Source organism: Nitrosomonas sp. Is79A3, from assembly GCF_000219585.1.
Lineage (GTDB): Bacteria > Pseudomonadota > Gammaproteobacteria > Burkholderiales > Nitrosomonadaceae > Nitrosomonas.
This window is the reverse complement of sequence record NC_015731.1, coordinates 3,174,242-3,191,882: the sequence shown is the minus strand read 5'-3', so window position 1 is coordinate 3,191,882 and position 17,641 is coordinate 3,174,242. Positions and strand designations below refer to the sequence as shown.

Here is a 17,641-nt window from a genome sequence, read left to right as displayed (position 1 = left end):
TTGAGCCAGCTTTCAGTACATTCAAAAGTTATGGAAAAGGTGGTTTATTTTTCCTATACCCACACAGGAGAAGGAGTCATGCACTGCGAATGCCATCATGAACCTAACACGGAGCGCGGGACCGTTCGCGTTACCATTTCTTTCGACGCTCACGACCTAACGCTTCACCGCACACCGTTCGGCTTTGTCGCCGAGCTTGCAGGCACTCAAACCAGTGGGGCGGTCGGTGCGCCAGCCCTTCCGCGACGCGTCATCAAGGTGGCGGTGCCGCAGATGGAATGGCCCACAAGCCTCGCGATCGAGAACACCCAGTGCGTCCTCGTCACGCAGGAGCCGACATTCGTCGCGCCGGTGCAACCGCTTCAGCCGGGCGTCGACAAGCGAGCGAGCACAAAGTACCAGGAGGAGAAGCGCCCCGACTGCGAGCCATCGTGCCGGCGGGTGCGGCCGAACGAGCCCTCGGAATTCCCGGAGCCATTCCCGGCGCCGCCGGTCGTCCCTCCCGACGCACGGCTCTACGAGGAGGAGATTCGTTCACCGCGGCCGCTGGCGCGGGCGTTAGGCATCGAGCAGGCTGGCCTGGCGCACCTCGCGCTGATTGAGCTCAATCCACTGCGCTTCAACTCCGAGGGCCTGCTCGAGCTCTGCACGCGCTTCGACCTGGTGCTCACCACCAGTGACACGGTGCCGCTCGCCGACAAGCGGGCGGCGCAGAAAGAGCTGGAGCAGCGCCTGGGCTACGAGATCGACCCGAATCGTATCGCGCCGCTCCCCGAGCCCGTCATCACGTCATCGACGCACGCCAAGCGCGTGTACGACATTGCCCGCGTTGAGGTCGTCAACCCGGATCTGGTGATTGACATCTCGAAGCGCTGGCCGACGCTCGAGTTGAGCTCCGAGTACCTGATTATCACCGACGACTGCGCCTGGAATGAAGCGACGATCACGCGCGGCGCCGCGATCCCCGGCATGGTCGCTGCCTTCAATAAGCTCGCGAGCTGGAAGCGGAGCCGCGGCATCACGACGCGCGTGGTCACGATCACCGACATCGTCGGTGGACGGTACGGGAGCTATCGAAGCGGCGCGCGTGACTTGCAGGAGGTCATTCGCCGCTTCCTGCAGGACGTCGTGCCGCGCTGGGGCGTCTCCTGGCTGCTCCTCGGCGGCGACGTCGGGGTGGTGCCGATCCGCCGCGTCGCGGGAGCGATCGAAGGTGGCATCGGCGTTGGAGCTGTCGATCCTCCGGCGGACAACACATCCTTTTGGACCGGCAGCTTTCTCAAGATGCATGTAGTCAATCCTGGTACGTGGTGGAGTGGCAGTAGCTCCATGAACGTCCTCGTGAATCCGGCGAGCGGAGCTCTGATCCCGTACGACGGCACGGGTGCGTCGAGTGCGACCAGTCCCGGGTGGTACTTCACGACCACGAACAGCTACGCGACGCGCACGACGATGCCGACGAACTTCGTCAGGGTCAACGGGCCGGCTTCCATGGTCAATGCGTCGCTGCAGTGGCTGTACCAATGGAATACACTGCCGACCGACTTGTACTACGCCAGTCTCTCCAGCTACGTGATCGCGTACCTAACGCTGAGCGGTCCATTCGGCATGACGTTCACGCTCCCGTATGTCTACTTCCCGGAACACGATTGGGATGCGCTGAACAACGGCCTGTACGGCCAGTACAACAGCAGCGGCGACATGGATGGGGTGGTACTCAACACCGACATCAGCGTCGGTCGTGCGCCGGTGGACAGCGCGGTGCAAGCGGACACCTTTGTCGCTAAGGTCATCGCCTATGAGAGCTTCCGTTCTCCGGCGACCGGCTTCTCGCTCGATGGAAACTGGCCGCGGCGATTGCTTCTCGCCTCGAGCGACTGGGGCGGCCCGACCTGGATTGCCTCAACGGCGTCCTTCCCCCCCGCCGACAACCAGTATCACCATGCGGCGGGGAGCCAGCACGCGATCATCAAGCTTGCCGCCGCGCCTAACAGCTTTGCGTTTGACGTGATCGCCGAGATCTCGGACAGCGATCGCCGGGTGATCCCGTATGATGAAGCCGTCACCGACGGTGGTCGCGGCTGGCACTTCGCCCGCAGCGTCGCCGACTTGCGTGCCAATGGCATTTCGATTCCACTCCCGCCTTTTGGCATCATCTTCTTCCCGCTTCCGAGCCCCTGGATTGTTGTCTACGGCGCGGTAGTGGAGGTATCGCCGCCAAACTTCCTGATCGACTCGTCTGTTCAGGACAGCTCGATGTCGGATCAGGAGCAGCTGCGCGAGCAACTGCGCACCGAACTCCCTGGGTGGGACAGGGTCTCCCGGTTGTACGAGGACGAGCTCGACCTCACGCCGGCCCAGGCGGTGGCCGCGCCGGTGCAGCATCTGACACCGAACCGCCTGGAAGCGGCGTTGAATGCGGGGCCCCACGTGGTGTCGCTCTCCGGGCACGGTTACGACGGCGGCTGCTGCGGTGGATCGGTCTACATGGCATCTGGGCTGACCAACGGCTACCAGACCTTCATCGGGTATGCCGATTCATGCCTAACGAATCAGGTCGACTCGAACGATGCCTTCAGCGAAGCGCTGGTCTGCGCCCCGAATGGCGGCGCGGTTGCATATGTGGGGAACACGCGTTTTTCCTGGATCAGCGTCGGTGACAACTTCCAGCGCGCTTTCTTCCACCGTTTGACGGCCGTTCGCCAGATCGGTCTGCTGAACGACAGCCGCACGGGGCTGGTTGGCACCACAGGATTCAACCCGGTCTATGAGCGCTGGGCGATCTTTGCGCTCAACCTCCTCGGCGATCCGGAGATGCAGCTCTATAGAAGCGGCCGAGTTCGGCGCGTCACGGTGAAGGTGTCCGAGGTCTACAAGCGCGGGCCGATCGTGGTGCATGTCGAAGAGGTTCAACCACCGATTCCGATCCCACATCCGGAACCGCCGGCGGATGTCCTCGTTCACATCCGCCAGGGCGAGCGAGTTCTCACGGCACGTACCGATGGCAACGGCGACGCACGCTTCGACTTGAGCGGCTTTGCGCGCGGGGACATCGAGATCACCGCGTCGCACAGCGACTTCGCGACGCATCGCGTTGACGCGATCATCACTGGCTCTGACTGGGTGCGCGGTACGGTGCTCGAACTCTCGCACCGGGAGGGTGGGGCGCACCGCAGTACGGTGCGGATGCAAGTGGACGGTTCGGAGCGAAACTTCGTGGCGAGCTCCGAACGCCCCGACTACCGTCTTATCCTCGACGCACTCGAGAACGCGTTTGTGGCTCGGCAGGCGATCGAACTGTTCGTGGACAGCGTAGAGGACGGTGGTGTCATCGAGCGGTTCCGCTTCAGCGAAGGAGAACCGACGTCAGCCGCAACATGAGGACGTGACCTGACCGCGAACCGCACCGCGGATACGCATGGAGAGGCGTCGCCAATGATTCTTGCGCCGCCTCTCCATCGTTTACGAGATTGCCATCGAAAAGCGAGACTTATGCGCCTGGTTGCGGGGCCGGGCGTTCGGTATTGGCGTAGTCGCCCTTCGCCTCTGCTGTTGTGGCCACATCATCGGCGCCCGGAAACATTGGGTAGAACGCCAAACACGGCATCCTGAGGTTCCCCCTGTTTTTCGTCTTCCAATGGGCGAATAGTTTTATGCTATCAGCTTTTCCTTCGGTTGAGTAATTAGCCAGTCATTTAGAAACTGCATTGGCGATTTATAGCCTAACGTTGAGTGCTGCCGTTTCCGGTTGTAAAGTACCTCGATGTACTCGAAGCTCATGGCAGCCATCTCTGCGCGTGTTTCAAACGCAGTCCATGTACTCGCTCGTTCTTGAAGCTATTGAACCAACTTTCGGTTGGGGCATTATCCCAACAATTACCTTTACGGCTCATTGAGCAGATCATGCCGTATTTCTTGAGCCTTCTCTGAAATTCTTTGCTGGCATATTGGCTACCCCGATCTGAGTGGTGCATCAATCCTGCTGCAGGTTTCTTGCGAAACCATGCCATCGTTGCATCTGTAACGATGTCTGCAGTCATGCGCGGTTTCAGCGACCAGCCAACCACCTCACGGTTAAACAGATCAAGCACGATAGCCAGATATAGCCAGCCCTCATCTGTCCATAGGTAAGTGATATCGGATGTCCAGACCTGATTAGGCGCGGCTGGACTGAAATTCCGATCCAGCAGATTCGGTGCAATCGGCAGATTGTGCCTGGAGTCCGTCGTTATCTTGTAGCGCCGCTTGTGCCTTGCACGAATGCCGTTCTCTCGCATTAGACGTTCAACCCGCTTCTTGGAAGCTGGAAACCCACGGTCACGCAATTCTCTGACCATTCTCGGACTACCGTAGATCCCCTTGAGTTCGGCATGAATAGATTGGATCAGCGTCAGCATTTGAACGTCGGTGATGCGTTTGTGATCCGGTTTGCTACCACGCTTCCACGACCGGTATCCGCTCACGCTGACATCTAATATCGTACACATCTCGGCGAGAGAAAACTCCCGTTGCTTATCAATCCAGGCGTACTTCGCACAACATCTCTCGCGAAGTACGCCGTTGCTTTTTTTAGGATCTCACACTCCCGTTTCAGCCTTACGTTCTCAGCACGTAACCGGGATAGATCCATTTGTTCCGGTGTGACAACCTTGGTACCCTTACCGTTAAGTTTGCCTGCCTCCGCCAACTTTACCCAGTTGCGCAGTGTTTGTACTACCAGTCCCAGTTCCTTCGCTACCAGAACAATCGACTTTCCCATCTTCACTTGCTTGACCGCTTGCTCCTTGAACTCGGTCGTGTATTCCTGCTTCGGTATCTTCTTCATCGTCTTCCTCTCAATAGTAACGTTAATTGTACGTCATCCTTGGAAGACTATTTTTCGGGGGAAGCTCAGTTAGCGCTATCGTAATTTACAACCAAACCATCATGCCCATTTCCAATGGGTGAGACAGCAACGGATGACAGGGATAAATACGGATATAATATTCCTGCTTGCCACACAATTCCGGTGTTAACTGCAGTTCAAAAATATGTTCGTCTGAATCCTTTGTGCCTGTATATTCAAACTTGAAATGATTAAAGTTGCTTAATCGGGTTTTTTTATACTGGCGGTGCATCAGTAGCTCTACGATGACATCCTCCGGTTCCAAATTGTTCAGTCTGGCGGCTACTTTAAAATTCAACGCTTCACTAAAATGAGCGCGTTCAGAGGGAATGTCTAACCGGCGTAGTGTTACGCCACGCCAAGCGTTTCTTATTTTGGCTTTCCACGCAGCAATATTTTTTGCGCCAGCAAAATTATTTTCTGTGTATAGCGTGCCTTTGTTACTGGCGGAACGATAGAATTTTGTTACGTATTCATCGACCATGCGGGTAGAGTTATAACGCGGCAGTAGTGACATCATCGAATGTTTCGCCATTTTCACCCATTCAGGCGAATAGCCGAGTTTGCCATAGTTGTAATAGAGCGGAACTACCTGATCTTGCAGGATTTCATACAGCGCGCGGCTTTCTTCTTTATCGCGCAGCACGCCCTCCATATCTCTCGGACCCGGTTTGATCGCCCAGCCATTTTTGCCGTCGTAGCCTTCTCCCCACCAGCCATCCAATACACTCAGGTTAATGGCGCCGTTAATACCAGCTTTCATGCCCGATGTGCCACTGGCTTCGAGCGGATAGATCGGGTTGTTAAGCCAAACATCCACGCCGGCAACTAAGCGGCGGGCGAGCCGTAAATCATAGCCTTCAATTAATAAGAGCCGTCCTTCAAATTCTGGGAATTGTGCAATCTGACTGATTCTCCGGATGACATCCTGACCCGGCACGTCGGCAGGGTGTGCCTTGCCGGCAAAAATAAGCAACACGGGGCGATCCTGATCAAGGATAATTTTCCGCAGCCAGTCGAGGTTTTCGAATAGTAAAGCGGCGCGCTTATACGTGGCGAATCGGCGTGCAAAGCCCAATGTCAGTACGTTTGGATTGATGGGGTCAACAAACTTCAGTAGCCGGTCAAGATGTGCCTCGGAGCCATGATTCCTAGTGTTTTGATCAGTGATGCGCGAGCGGATGCCGTGAAACATTTGCGATTTTAACGATTGACGCACACTCCAGAATAAATGATCAGGTATGGCATTAATATCCGACCAATAGCCGGTATCGCACATTTTATTGCGCCATTCATGGCCGAGATAACGATCAAACAGATCAGACCATTCCTGCGCCAGGAAGGTTGGCACATGGACACCATTCGTAATATAGGAGATCGGATTTTCCTCCGGTTCAATCTGCGGCCACAAATCCCGGCAGATATTTGCTGATACGTCGCCGTGTATCTTACTGACACCATTGTGTGTGCGTGAACCGTGAATCGCCAGTGCCGTCATATTGAAGTCAGGACTTCCAGGGGCATGACCGAGTGCCAGGAATTCTTCGCGCGTAATGTTAAAGCTGCGATAAAAACTGTCAAAATAAGTTTGCATCATTTCTGCACTGAAATGATCATGCCCGGCAGGTACCGCAGTATGCGTCGTAAATACAGTATTGACGGCCACACTCTCCAGCGCACTGGCAAAATCAAGCCCTTGTTCCACCAGATTGTAAATGCGCTCGAGAATCATAAAAGCAGCATGACCTTCGTTGATATGCCACACAGTCGGTTTTATACCAAGCGCCTGGAGTGCACGCACACCCCCGATGCCCAAAATAATCTCCTGTTCAATCCGCATGGTTCTGTCACCCCCATAAAGGTTGTGCGTGATATAGCGGTCTTGTGGAGAATTCTCCGCCAAATCGGTATCGAGCAGATAAAGTGTTACATGGCCGATTTTTGCTTGCCATACTTTTGCAACAACTATGCGTTGCGGCAATGCCACTTCGATTTGTACACTTGAACCATTAGCATGCAAGATTGGCGTGACTGGCAGATCCTCAAAATCCGAGATGGTGTAGGTAACCTGTTGATTGCCCATGCTATCGATCGTCTGAGAAAAATATCCTTGGCGATAGAGCAAGCCAATCGCTACGAATGGCAAGTGTAAATCGCTGGCTGCCTTACAGTGATCACCGGCCAGAATGCCCAAGCCGCCGGAATAAATCGGCAGGCTTTCATGAAATCCAAATTCGAAACAGAAATAGGCAACCTGATCTTGCGGGCCTAGGTGACCCGCATAATCCTGTGATGATGCATCATGATAGGAATCATAAGTGGACAGGATGCTGTTGTAGGTAGCCAGGAAAACCCGGTCTTCCGTTGCTTTCAACAATGCCGATTCATCTACGCGTTTAAGAAACGCCTTGGGATTATGCCCTACTGCTTCCCATAGATGCGGATCAAGGCGGGAAAAAAGCGTGCGTGTAGCACGATCCCAGCTATACCAGAGATTGTTGGCCAATTCTTCCAAACGCCTAAGACGTGGCGGAATTTTAGGATTGACGGTAATGGTGAAAGCAGTTCTCGAAAACATGTTGACTCTCCTTGATGAGAATTATTTTTTGTATGGGTGGCTAATTCATTGTGTTGAAGAATGGGAATTGAATCTTGAAACCGCCAAATTTTCAATCCTGACTATTGAGCAGATTATGTGCCTCTTGTTTGGCACCCAGCAAGCTGATTTCAGTATTTGTTATGACATGCACGGGAATTTCATTCATCAATGCAGAAAATCGTCCTTTGTCTCGAAATGCGCGCATAAAGCCGCCCGAGCTTAATATATTAATAATCCGAGGGGCAATGCCGCCTGCTATGTATACGCCGCCGCGGCATAATCCAGCCAGCGCCAGATTACCCGCGTAGACCCCATAAATCTCAGCAAATAAATCCAATGATTTGATTGCGATCGGATGTTTGCGGGTCTGGGCCAGTGCGGTTATGGTGGCGCCGCTGTCTTCCTCAAGAATAACCGGTGCTAAATCTGAAGCTATCGCTGCATTCATTTGCAGGAAATTAAAAATATTGGTTAATCCGGATCCGGATAGCAAACGTTCTACCGATACATGGCCGAATTTATCATGTAATGCCTTGAGCAAGTGGATTTGTAATTCATTGACCGGTGCAAAATCCATATGACCTGCCTCAGTCGGCAATGCGAAATAGCGGCCTTCCAGCCAGGTAAGCCAGGCCACGCCCATCCCTGTGCCCGCACCCAGTACGACACGCATCGCTTGTGCATGGCTTTGCCCTGTTTGAAGTGTGATCAAATCGTTGGGTGACAGGCTTTCAATCGCCAATGCCGCCGCTTCAAAATCATTGATGAGCTTGACAACGGGAATAGAAAATTCAGCCGAAATGCCCGTGCTACTTATTTGCCAGGGTAAATTGGTTACTTTTGTTTGTTGGGCAACGATAGGTCCTGCGATTGCAAAGCAGGCTGCTACCGGATGATTCGTTGTTTCGGTCCGATTCAGAAAATCTCTCAGCATGTCAGAGAAAGTTACAAAGGCGGCGCTGTCATAACGATGTGTGAATTGCTGATGGATTTCTCCGTCTCTTATTTCAGCCAATTGCAGAATGGTTTTGGTGCCACCAATGTCGCCATAAATAAGCTGTTTGTTCAAAGTCATCAATCCAGAAATTTCTAGGAAGTTTGCTTAAAAAACTGGTGCGTGCATCAGTACCAAAGTAATAGTATACATCGATAGACATGTTTTCATTGTCTTTGCTACGGTTTGACATACAATTGAACATTCAGTACATTTTTTCGGAAATTGGAAGGAATTGATTTCTCAACCGGTAATTTTTTAAAGTGTTTTTATTGAATACATTATGATTGAACCACTGATCATCGCTAAAACAAGTAAAACTGACTTGGCGCTTCTGCCCGCCATGGCGACACGTCATGGCTGCATTACCGGTGCAACCGGTACCGGTAAGACGGTTACCTTGCAGAAGTTGGCAGAGTGTTTCTCCAGTATCGGAGTGCCGGTGTTTATGGCGGATGTCAAAGGCGATTTGACGGGTATTTGTAAACCTGGATCGCTGTCCGGAAAAATAAAAGCACGTGTGGATCTGTTAAAACTGGATCTGCCGGAATGGCAAGGTTTTCCAGTGACTCTGTGGGACGTATTGCAGGAAAGCGGTCATCCGTTACGTGCGACGATTTCTGATATGGGGCCGCTGCTGCTGGCGCGCTTGCTGAATCTGAATGAAACACAGGAAGGCGTACTCGCATTGGTTTTTAAAGTGGCCGATGATCATGGCCTGTTGTTACTCGATTTGAAGGATTTGCGCGCATTATTGCAATTTGTCGGCGACAATGCCGACAAATTCAGAACACAGTATGGCAATGTTTCATCCGCTTCAATCGGTGCAATTCAGCGCAGCTTATTGCAGATAGAAAAGCAGGGCGGGGACAAGTTCTTTGGTGAGCCGATGCTCAATATCGAGGATTTAATGCAGACAATCGATGGCAAAGGTGTCATCAATATTCTTGCTGCTGATAAGTTGTTAAATTCGCCGCGGTTGTACAGCACGTATTTGCTCTGGATGCTGTCTGAATTGTACGAAAATTTGCCGGAGACCGGTGATCGTGAAAAACCTAAACTGGTATTCTTTTTTGACGAAGCGCATTTGTTGTTTAGTATGGCATCTCCCGCTTTGCTGGAGAAGATTGAACAAGTCGTGAGATTGATCCGCTCCAAAGGTGTGGGGGTTTTTTTCGTGACACAAAACCCGTTTGATATCCCGGAAAAAGTCTTGACTCAATTGGGTAATCGCGTTCAGCACGCGTTACGCGCATTCACGCCGCGTGACCAGAAAGCTGTAAATTCTATTGCTGAAACCATGCGGCCTAATCCGAAACTGAATGTCAAACAAGCCATTCTAGAACTTTCGGTTGGCGAAGCATTGATCTCTTTCCTCGATTCCGACGGTTCTCCCAGTATTACCGAGCGCGCTTTTATAGTGCCTCCGGTTAGCCAGATTGGCCCTATTATGCCAGAGGAACGAAAACAACTGATTCGATCCTCGCTTGTGGCTGGTGTGTACGAACAGGAGATAGATCGCGAGAGCGCTTTTGAACTATTGCAGGCGCGAACCGGTACTGAAAAACCGCTTGGCGACTCATCTCAAACCAAAAATCAGGAGAATTTGCAGAAACCAGCGAGCGAAGGAATCTTGGGGGATTTGAGCGACTTGTTGTTGGGTTCATCCGGGAAACGTGGCGGGCGCCGCGAGGGGGTAATTGACGCCTTTGCAAAGAGCGCAGCTCGTTCGGTGGGTTCGTCTATCGCCCGTGAAATTACCCGCGGCTTGCTGGGGTCATTACTAGGCCAGAAAAGGCGCTAGGAGGCTATCCGAGAATAGAGCGATGTTTAATTAGCTTTAGACATAAAAATAGAGATAATTTATGGCAGATGATGGATCAAGTCAATCGACTACTGTTTGGCCCATACCAAAGTTTTATTTTCAGGTTAAGTGGGATTCTCAAGTGATGTTATTTCAGGAAGTGAGCGGATTGGACATCCAGTCAGAAGAAATCAAATATCGTCATGGCGATAGCCCGGAATTTTCGGTGATCAAGATGCCGGGAATGAAGAAGGCCGGAAATATCACCATGAAGAAAGGCATCTTTAAGGAAGCTCTGATTAAGTTATTTATTCTAGTTTTGTCGACAAAGCTATCGGTAGAGTAGCTAATATAGGCATTATTGTGCGATTAATAACTGTAATTTTTAGCAGATTGCATACTATTCTGTCCCCTGATGCTGATTTTCAGGGATATTGGACGGAATTATCCCGTGGTTGGCATCCACACCTTACGGACATGGTAAAGATTAGCCAAGGCAAACAACAGATAAAGCTGTTGTGCATTCTTGAACAATCCTCGGTAACGGACTTTGGTATAACCAAATTGTCTTTTGACAATACGAAACGGATGTTCAACCTTTGCGCGTAGTGAAGCTAGCATACGATTGAGCACGGCATGTTCTGCTGGCAATTCCTCACCGCGCTTGCGTTTGAATGGCATACCCCAGACCGGCTCTTCCGGCTGTCGTTGCGCTTCCAGATTGCGATCATTACGAGTATAAGCCCGATCACCCAATACAATTGCCTCTTCGCCATGTACCAGCGCATCAATCATGTTGCCATCGGCCACTTTGGCCGTGGTAATTTCCAGGCTATGCACCAGGCCGGAATCGGCATCTACGCCTATGTGTGCTTTTAATCCAAAGTAATAGTTGTTGCCTTTCTTAGTCGAACTCATCTCGCCATCACGTTTGCGTTGCCGGTTCTTGGTCGATGGCGCAGCCGCTATCAGCGTGGCGTCAACTATCGTGCCCTGACGCAGCAATAATCCCTGTTGCGCTAACCGCCCAGTTGTTTCAGCAAACAGGCTTTGTGCCAAGTGATGCTTCTCCAGCAGGTGGCGAAACTTGAGGATCGTCGTCTCATCAGGCATAACATCTTCTCCCGCATCTAGTCCTGCAAATTCACGTAGCATCGGCACATCATGTAACGCTTCTTCCATTGCCGGATCTGAATAACCAAACCATTGCTGCATCATATGAATCCGCAGCATCGCTTCCAACGCAAATGGCTTGCGTCCCAAACCTGCTACCGGATAGTGCGGCGCGATCCGATTCGTCCAGTCTACCCATGGAACCACTTGCTCCATTTCTTCGAGAAACTTTTGCCGGCGAGTTACTTTTGGTTTCTTGATAAATAATGGAATCGACAATACTAATTGTTTCATCAATGCATTCCCTTGCAGTGGTTACAATCTACCGCGTATTTTACAAGTTTTTGGGACTTAATCAGAGTTTCCTTAAAGGGGATAGCAAATTCTGGGATTGGTTTAAACAAATTAAAATGAATACGATTAAACGATTGCCGATTACCATCAGTCTGCTGGATGAAACCGGTAAGGCCACCATGGTATGGACACTGACGAATGCTTGGCCGACAAAGATTACCAGTACCGACTTGAAATCGGAAGGTAATGAAGTGGCAATTGAGAGCATAGAAATCGTGCATGAAGGCATAACTATCTCAAATAGTTGATTTTTTAACTCTAATTTTGCAAGTAGGCTAGTACCTGATGGGTATTTCGCTATTCGGACATTTTTATCCACCATCTGCTTTCTATTTTAATGGGGTGGTGGCACCTCCATTAGGCTTGGCGACAATCTGTCGTTAAAACGCGGCATTGCTCCGCTGACTAGTGGTGTAAAAATGTTTTCCAGGGGTTCGGTTGAATCTCTACGAGGCAATTCCTTCTTACTTGCGGCGAGGTTCATAATTTTGAAAGATGCAAATATCACAGAATATGCGGTAAATATTGTCTTACAAATCTAGTCTGCGAAATTCATTTCTATAATCATGGCAAAGAAAACAGAAATTAAGTGGTTAAGTGAACCAGAAGCTCATAATTATCCGGCAGCCTTGTCTTACTTGAACCTGATTTACGATGAACAGACAGCGATTGGTTATGTGGATAATCTAAAACAGGCGAAGATTTCAGAGTTCAAAGCCAAGGATATTTTTAGAGCATCCAATTTATCTTTGCTCGGTATAAGCAATACGCAAATCAATAAAAATCAACAGAAAATACAATCTGGGGATAAGTTATCCCCTATTTTGCTGGTACGAGATCCGGTAAATGGAAAAGTGATTGTTGCGGATGGCTATCATCGGCTTTGTGCAATTTATACTTATGACGAAGATGCCGTCATTCCGTGCAAAATTGTCTAGCAAGTTCAGAGGTATGAGATTTGATTGAGGATATCGATAAGGCCGATCCAACAGTAGTCATGGATGAGATTCAGCTTATTTTGGCTGAAAAACGCACTTCACTTTCCGTGATGCGAACGGGTATAGCCATATTGGCCCTTCCTTTGTCTGTTATGAGTGTGCTGGTAGCGACTTCAAGACTGTATGATGCGCCCAGTGTTTTGCATTTTCTGATTCCATTGGCGATACTTAATTTTGCTTTGGTTGTTTTAAGTGTCTATTTGATTGTTCGTTCGATCATTCGAATTCACTTTTACGACAAGCTGCTTTACAAAATAAAGTTAAAGAAAAGTGATCTTGCTGAGCTGATTGAATAAAATTAACTCAGGAAGTGAGTGGCCACGCTGTGATTCTCATGTTTTTTCGTGGCGCTGATGTGTGTGTTTTTCTCACAAATTCAATGAATTACAATTTCATTCCGGGTGTCATTTTTAATCAGTTGTGATCAAACCCTCTGCTTGCGACAATTTGTCACATTCCCTTTTCTTTATTTCCCCGGGATAATCCTATCCGAACAGTACAGGTTGTGTTGCAGATGTAATCATCTTATGGATCATAACTTTACTTTCTTCCCCCTCCCCATTCCATGCCTCCTTCCCTCAAATGCGCTTCTACTCAGGCAGGCATCGGAATGGTTCTTTTCTTCAATCGGTGAACTGTCAAGTTGAGTATTGGTTGAAATTTATTTCACGCGATTAATGGCTCGGAACAAGAAGCGAACGTCATGGGAGCAAAAGCTGCCGGATAGGTTGGATAGAGCACGTTACCGAGTGTGTTGGCTTGCCAGCGCACGAAAATCACCTTCCCAGCCCTTGAGTTTGTCATGCGCATGGCGGCGCTGGGTGGCATTGGTGCTGTTGTGTAGTTGCGCGATGAAAGCGCAGTTGTATTCGGTCAGTTTCACCTGGTAGGCGCGGTAATCGGCATCAGCAGAGCGCTCGACGCGCTCGATCAATACGCGCAGTGCTGCGACGATTTGCTCGGTTTCGACCGGCTCAGCAGCCAGGCGGCGCAGTGTCAGCAGCGTTTCGTGTTGCCGGCGTTGGCGTTCGATCAGCCAGGCTTCGGGGTCGAAAGGTGATGCTTCAATGTTGGCAACGACCAAGCGCCGTTGCGCCTCGTCAATGCTGCCGTAGAGATTCTCGATGCGTTTGATGGTGCGTTTGGCCGATGCTTCCAGTCGCTCTTCGATATTCGGTTGCAGGTGGTCGCGCCGCAGTTCTTCGTTACCCTTGCTGTAGTGTTTCTCCATGTGTTGCCATTGTGCCTCGCCCAAACCCGGCACCAACGGTGCACCGAGCTGCAACATATGGTCGAACGCTGGCGCCACGGTGTTTCTCAGTTCTTCAGACCAACCGCAAACCTGTGCCGGTGTCACGGAATCATTGAGCTGGTTGCGCAGCCCGGCTAGCAAAGCCGCGTATTCGGGGAGCTGCGTTTTGCGGTGCCAATCAAACCACCGGCGGATCGCCTCCTTAGCGTGTGGCGTCTGTTCGCTGCTAAAGTTCACGTAACCATCGAGCCACCACCAGACGAGCTGTGGTCCTTGATCGTAACCGAGGCGCAACATACTGCAACTGCCGAGCAGAAGCAGCAAACAGATCAATATGCCTTTCGCAAGAGACATCCGCACGGCATTCCCCATTGTACTCATCGGTTGCAAACTAAAAGATGCAAGCAGGGGCTTACGATAATGCATTTGGGTTCTCACGAGATAGAAATACTCCTAGTTTTTTTATAGCAATAGCAATAGCAATAGCAATAGCAATAGAAATTTATATCAATCTGGGCCAAATGGTTAGGATTAATCGCTTATTAGCGATAAGATTACTGATAATACTACCCTTTGAACATTCATTTAAGCATTGAAATCCATTCCTCGGCTTTTTTATATCCATGACCCCATGTGTAGCTGGTGCTACGCATTCAGCCAAAGCTGGTCTGCGTTGCAGCAGGATTTGCCGCGAGACATGAAAATTGTCTACCTTGTCGGCGGGCTGGCACCGGATACCATGGAACCCATGCCGCTCGCGACACAAGCAATGGTGCAACAGGCATGGCAGCGCATCGAGCAAACGGTTCCCGGAGTTCACTTCAATTGGGACTTCTGGTCACAGAATACGCCGATTCGCTCAACTTATCCGGCCTGCCGGGCCGTTCTGGCAGCCAAAAAGCAACGCGCAGAAGCTGAAGTGGAAATGATATGCGCCATTCAGACCGCTTATTATCAACAAGCGAAGAATCCATCGCTGCCGGAAACCTTGCAAGCATGCGCCCGCGAGATTGGATTGAACGAAGCAATTTTTATCGAAGATCTGAGAAGTCCGGCGATAGAAAGTGAACTACGCCATCAAATTCAACGGGCAAGAAGCCTGGATGGCTATTCCTATCCGTCTTTGCGGCTGGTGCATAACAATACCGTGTTTCCGATTGCTATCGATTATTGGGATCATCGAGCCATGCTGGATGAAATAAAATCAATCGAATCTGTATTCACTCAAACTTGATCTGATAGTGATTAACTGAATTCGACCCAAAGGCGACGTATGCGTACGCAGGTGATAGTCCGATGCGTGGAAACCACCGGTACGGAGTCAGAATATACTGATTATGATTATAAATCAAAGCGAAAAACTTGCATTGTGGACATTGTCTAAGTTGCTTCCTGAGGGTAGCCAAGTTGTGCACGTTGAGAAGCAGAGCGACAGAGAGCACGACTTCGATATTTTTGACAAAGAAAATAAAAAGGTTGCAATCGTAGAGGTTACAGCCGCAATCCATCAGGAATCAAAACGCTCTCTCATGAGAGAGAGTAAACATGGGGCGATCCGATGTGCCACGCTCCAGAATGGATGGCTACTGATGGCGCACAATCCAGATCCACGATGGATTCAGGAGTGTGGATGCAAACACCTTGTGGTTTTAGAGAGTCACGGGGTGATTAAGTTTGACCATCAGACCCAATACTTTCAGAACAATGCAGTCGCCCAAGCAGCTACAGAGCTTTATAAGATGGGTATCGAAAACGGTGGAGGCGGGTTTGGTATCCCTGGCGCTATCAGCTTTCTGACTTCGAGAGGCGAAAATTCGGGCGACTGGGTTTTGTCGCATGAGCGGGTTACCGATGTTCTCTTCAAAGCCTTGGAGCAGCCTGATAACCTCAACAAGCTATCGGCAGAAAAGCATTCTCCTGCCGTTAACCGCCATTTCTTCGTAGAAATCGATCGAGCCACACATCCAGCTGCAGGCGATAGCTTGGCCGAGGTGAATCCACCCTCTGAAACACCAGATCTCAACTGCCGCGCAACCCACATTTGGGCGGTGATGCGAACGAACGACGAAGTCATCGCTTGGTGCGGTGACCTAGCGGGCTGGAAGTCGTGGAAGTTGTCTGTTGATAATAGCCTTGATGGCAATTAACCTGCTAGGTATGACGAATGTGCGACTGCAATTGGCCAGAAGCGGGCATTTCAATCATGCCAATTATCATTTCATCCAAAAGAAAAAAATTTCTTCAATTTATCCATGAAACTGTCTGAATTTGCGTGGGCTGTTTCATTTTTTATGGCCAATAAATTTTCCAGGGTAAGCTGATAAATTTTCGACAATTGCTCGATGTCATCGACTGCAACATACTCATTCAGTTTGTGTATCGTTGCATTGAGCGGGCCAAATTCGATGACCTGCGGGCAGATGTCCGCGATAAACCGGCCATCGGAAGTGCCGCCGGAAGTTGAAAGCTGCGGTTCTAGGGTGGTGACTTGGGTAATGGCGCTGCTCATGGCGTTGGCTAATTCACCTTTGGGCGTGAGAAAAGGTTTTCCTGAGAGTTCCCACTCTAATTCATAGTCAAAGCCATGCCGGTCAAGAATTTCATGCACGCGGGCTTTGAGCGATTCGACGGTGCTGGCGGTTGAGAAGCGGAAATTGAATAATAAATTCAGTGTGCCGGGGATGACGTTGGTGGCGCCTGTGCCGCCGTGAATATTCGAGATATGCCAGGTCGTTGGCGGGAAATATTCATTGCCCTGATCCCATTCGGTTTGCGCCAATTCCGCAATCGCAGGTGCGGCGAGATGGATCGGGTTTTTCGCCAGATGCGGATAAGCAATATGGCCTTGTATGCCTTTAATCGTCAGATTGCCGGATAAGGAACCGCGGCGGCCATTTTTGAGGGTATCTCCCAGCTTTTCAGTACAAGTGGGTTCACCCACAATACAGTAGTCCATTAGTTCGCCGCGTGCTTTCAGCGCTTCAACCACTTTGACCGTGCCGTCGATTGCGATGCCTTCTTCGTCGGAAGTGATCAACAGTGCAATCGATCCTTGATGATTGGCATGTTGTGCGACAAAAGCTTCGATGGCGGTGATAAAGGCTGCGAGCGAAGATTTCATGTCGGCAGCGCCGCGTCCATAGAGTTTGCCATCACGGATGGCGGGGGTAAACGGATCGCTGTCCCATTGTTCCAGCGGGCCGGTGGGCACCACATCGGTATGTCCCGCGAAGCAGAGCACCGGAGCCGTATTGCCACGGCGCGCCCAAAGATTATCGACTTCGCCGAAACGCATTTTTTCAATATGGAAGCCGAGTTTTTCCAGACGCTCGATTAAAATGTCCTGACAACCGCCATCGGCAGGTGTCAGTGAGCGGCGGGTAATCAGTGTCTGCGCGAGGGCCAATGTGTCATTGGACATGGGATTTCTCCTGAATTTAAGTAATGAAATATTTTTTATAGCGTGAGTGTATGAATTACACAACAATATGTCTATAAAACTTTCGGGTTAATGTAGGGATTTAAGTGATTATCCTGTAAATTTGAGGCCGTAAGCTGTTTAGACCGATGCCGGATTCTACACAGCTGATTCATGTCTTGCACTGTTGACATGTAATGTGCGTAACTTGATTTGGGCTTAAC

At 50.4% G+C, this 17,641-nt stretch carries 14 protein-coding genes and 1 pseudogene; 9 read left to right on the top strand and 6 right to left on the bottom strand.

Annotated elements, in window-relative coordinates; all coding sequences use genetic code 11:
• Positions 1-30 precede the first annotated feature (30 nt).
• Both NIT79A3_RS14890 and NIT79A3_RS18885 read left to right on the top strand, forming a co-directional pair.
• Entirely contained in the window at positions 31-3,381 is a 3,351-nt protein-coding gene (locus NIT79A3_RS14890) for a C25 family cysteine peptidase (RefSeq protein WP_083817973.1), read from the top strand.
• A gap of 54 nt (positions 3,382-3,435) precedes the next feature.
• Positions 3,436-3,612, top strand: a complete 177-nt coding sequence (locus tag NIT79A3_RS18885; protein WP_156797101.1) for a hypothetical protein — start codon at positions 3,436-3,438, stop codon at positions 3,610-3,612.
• Positions 3,613-3,651: 39 nt separating this feature from the next.
• Here the strand turns inward: NIT79A3_RS18885 and NIT79A3_RS14885 are convergent.
• The 3 genes and pseudogenes from NIT79A3_RS14885 to glk form a co-directional block, all read right to left on the bottom strand.
• Positions 3,652-4,825 (bottom strand): annotated as a pseudogene (locus tag NIT79A3_RS14885) (IS3 family transposase).
• Positions 4,826-4,910: 85 nt separating this feature from the next.
• The gene (glgP, locus tag NIT79A3_RS14875; protein ID WP_013966972.1) at positions 4,911-7,463 is read right to left on the bottom strand and encodes an alpha-glucan family phosphorylase; all 2,553 of its coding nucleotides are present in this window, start codon (positions 7,461-7,463) and stop codon (positions 4,911-4,913) included.
• Between the two features lie 91 nt (positions 7,464-7,554).
• The gene (glk, locus tag NIT79A3_RS14870; RefSeq protein WP_013966971.1) at positions 7,555-8,559 is read right to left on the bottom strand and encodes a glucokinase; all 1,005 of its coding nucleotides are present in this window, start codon (positions 8,557-8,559) and stop codon (positions 7,555-7,557) included.
• A 202-nt stretch (positions 8,560-8,761) separates the two neighbouring features.
• Here glk and NIT79A3_RS14865 point away from each other — a divergent pair, with 202 nt between their 5' ends.
• Both NIT79A3_RS14865 and NIT79A3_RS14860 read left to right on the top strand, forming a co-directional pair.
• Positions 8,762-10,282 (top strand): helicase HerA-like domain-containing protein, encoded by a 1,521-nt coding sequence (locus NIT79A3_RS14865; protein ID WP_013966970.1) that lies wholly within the window; start codon positions 8,762-8,764, stop codon positions 10,280-10,282.
• A gap of 61 nt (positions 10,283-10,343) precedes the next feature.
• Positions 10,344-10,628: a phage tail protein gene (locus tag NIT79A3_RS14860; RefSeq protein ID WP_013966969.1), complete on the top strand. Its 285-nt coding sequence runs from the start codon at positions 10,344-10,346 to the stop codon at positions 10,626-10,628.
• A gap of 98 nt (positions 10,629-10,726) precedes the next feature.
• Here the strand turns inward: NIT79A3_RS14860 and NIT79A3_RS14855 are convergent, their stop codons facing one another.
• Positions 10,727-11,689, bottom strand: a complete 963-nt coding sequence (locus NIT79A3_RS14855; RefSeq protein ID WP_013964369.1) for an IS5 family transposase — start codon at positions 11,687-11,689, stop codon at positions 10,727-10,729.
• Between NIT79A3_RS14855 and NIT79A3_RS14850 the strand changes: the two genes are divergently transcribed.
• The 3 genes from NIT79A3_RS14850 to NIT79A3_RS14840 all read left to right on the top strand — a co-directional run bounded on the left by NIT79A3_RS14850 (position 11,662) and on the right by NIT79A3_RS14840 (position 13,043).
• Positions 11,662-11,997 (top strand): phage tail protein, encoded by a 336-nt coding sequence (locus tag NIT79A3_RS14850; protein WP_083818002.1) that lies wholly within the window; start codon positions 11,662-11,664, stop codon positions 11,995-11,997. The two genes, NIT79A3_RS14855 and NIT79A3_RS14850, sit on opposite strands and share 28 nt — an antisense overlap.
• Positions 11,998-12,315: 318 nt before the next feature.
• The gene (locus NIT79A3_RS14845; RefSeq protein ID WP_013966968.1) at positions 12,316-12,687 is read left to right on the top strand and encodes a hypothetical protein; all 372 of its coding nucleotides are present in this window, start codon (positions 12,316-12,318) and stop codon (positions 12,685-12,687) included.
• 20 nt (positions 12,688-12,707) lie between these two features.
• Positions 12,708-13,043, top strand: a complete 336-nt coding sequence (locus NIT79A3_RS14840; protein ID WP_013966967.1) for a hypothetical protein — start codon at positions 12,708-12,710, stop codon at positions 13,041-13,043.
• Between the two features lie 446 nt (positions 13,044-13,489).
• Here the strand turns inward: NIT79A3_RS14840 and NIT79A3_RS14835 are convergent, their stop codons facing one another.
• Positions 13,490-14,425: a DUF6279 family lipoprotein gene (locus NIT79A3_RS14835; RefSeq protein WP_013966966.1), complete on the bottom strand. Its 936-nt coding sequence runs from the start codon at positions 14,423-14,425 to the stop codon at positions 13,490-13,492.
• A 205-nt stretch (positions 14,426-14,630) separates the two neighbouring features.
• On the opposite strand from NIT79A3_RS14835, the gene NIT79A3_RS14825 reads away from it, so the two are divergent.
• Together NIT79A3_RS14825 and NIT79A3_RS14820 are read left to right on the top strand one after the other, a co-directional pair.
• A complete protein-coding gene (locus NIT79A3_RS14825; RefSeq protein ID WP_348225774.1) occupies positions 14,631-15,233 on the top strand; it encodes a DsbA family protein in 603 nt (200 codons plus the stop codon).
• 295 nt (positions 15,234-15,528) lie between these two features.
• Positions 15,529-16,146, top strand: coding sequence for a hypothetical protein (locus tag NIT79A3_RS14820; protein WP_156797100.1), 618 nt, complete (start codon positions 15,529-15,531; stop codon positions 16,144-16,146).
• Between the two features lie 71 nt (positions 16,147-16,217).
• Here the strand turns inward: NIT79A3_RS14820 and dapE are convergent, their stop codons facing one another.
• Positions 16,218-17,420 carry a succinyl-diaminopimelate desuccinylase gene (gene dapE, locus NIT79A3_RS14815; protein WP_013966963.1) on the bottom strand — a complete coding sequence of 401 codons (1,203 nt, stop codon included), beginning with the start codon at positions 17,418-17,420 and terminating at the stop codon, positions 16,218-16,220.
• Positions 17,421-17,641: the final 221 nt, after the last annotated feature.

What these genes read in the sequence shown, in the direction of transcription:
- dapE (WP_013966963.1), bottom strand. Translation starts at nt 17,420, where the DNA reads ATGTCCAATGACACATTGGCCCTCGCGCAGACACTGATTACCCGCCGC.
- NIT79A3_RS14890 (WP_083817973.1), top strand. Translation starts at nt 31, where the DNA reads ATGGAAAAGGTGGTTTATTTTTCCTATACCCACACAGGAGAAGGAGTC.
- NIT79A3_RS14860 (WP_013966969.1), top strand. Translation starts at nt 10,344, where the DNA reads ATGGCAGATGATGGATCAAGTCAATCGACTACTGTTTGGCCCATACCA.
- glgP (WP_013966972.1), bottom strand. Translation starts at nt 7,463, where the DNA reads ATGTTTTCGAGAACTGCTTTCACCATTACCGTCAATCCTAAAATTCCG.
- NIT79A3_RS14820 (WP_156797100.1), top strand. Translation starts at nt 15,529, where the DNA reads ATGAGAGAGAGTAAACATGGGGCGATCCGATGTGCCACGCTCCAGAAT.
- NIT79A3_RS14865 (WP_013966970.1), top strand. Translation starts at nt 8,762, where the DNA reads ATGATTGAACCACTGATCATCGCTAAAACAAGTAAAACTGACTTGGCG.
- NIT79A3_RS14835 (WP_013966966.1), bottom strand. Translation starts at nt 14,425, where the DNA reads ATGCATTATCGTAAGCCCCTGCTTGCATCTTTTAGTTTGCAACCGATG.
- NIT79A3_RS14855 (WP_013964369.1), bottom strand. Translation starts at nt 11,689, where the DNA reads ATGAAACAATTAGTATTGTCGATTCCATTATTTATCAAGAAACCAAAA.
- NIT79A3_RS18885 (WP_156797101.1), top strand. Translation starts at nt 3,436, where the DNA reads ATGATTCTTGCGCCGCCTCTCCATCGTTTACGAGATTGCCATCGAAAA.
- NIT79A3_RS14845 (WP_013966968.1), top strand. Translation starts at nt 12,316, where the DNA reads ATGGCAAAGAAAACAGAAATTAAGTGGTTAAGTGAACCAGAAGCTCAT.
- NIT79A3_RS14825 (WP_348225774.1), top strand. Translation starts at nt 14,631, where the DNA reads ATGTGTAGCTGGTGCTACGCATTCAGCCAAAGCTGGTCTGCGTTGCAG.
- glk (WP_013966971.1), bottom strand. Translation starts at nt 8,559, where the DNA reads ATGACTTTGAACAAACAGCTTATTTATGGCGACATTGGTGGCACCAAA.
- NIT79A3_RS14850 (WP_083818002.1), top strand. Translation starts at nt 11,662, where the DNA reads ATGGAATCGACAATACTAATTGTTTCATCAATGCATTCCCTTGCAGTG.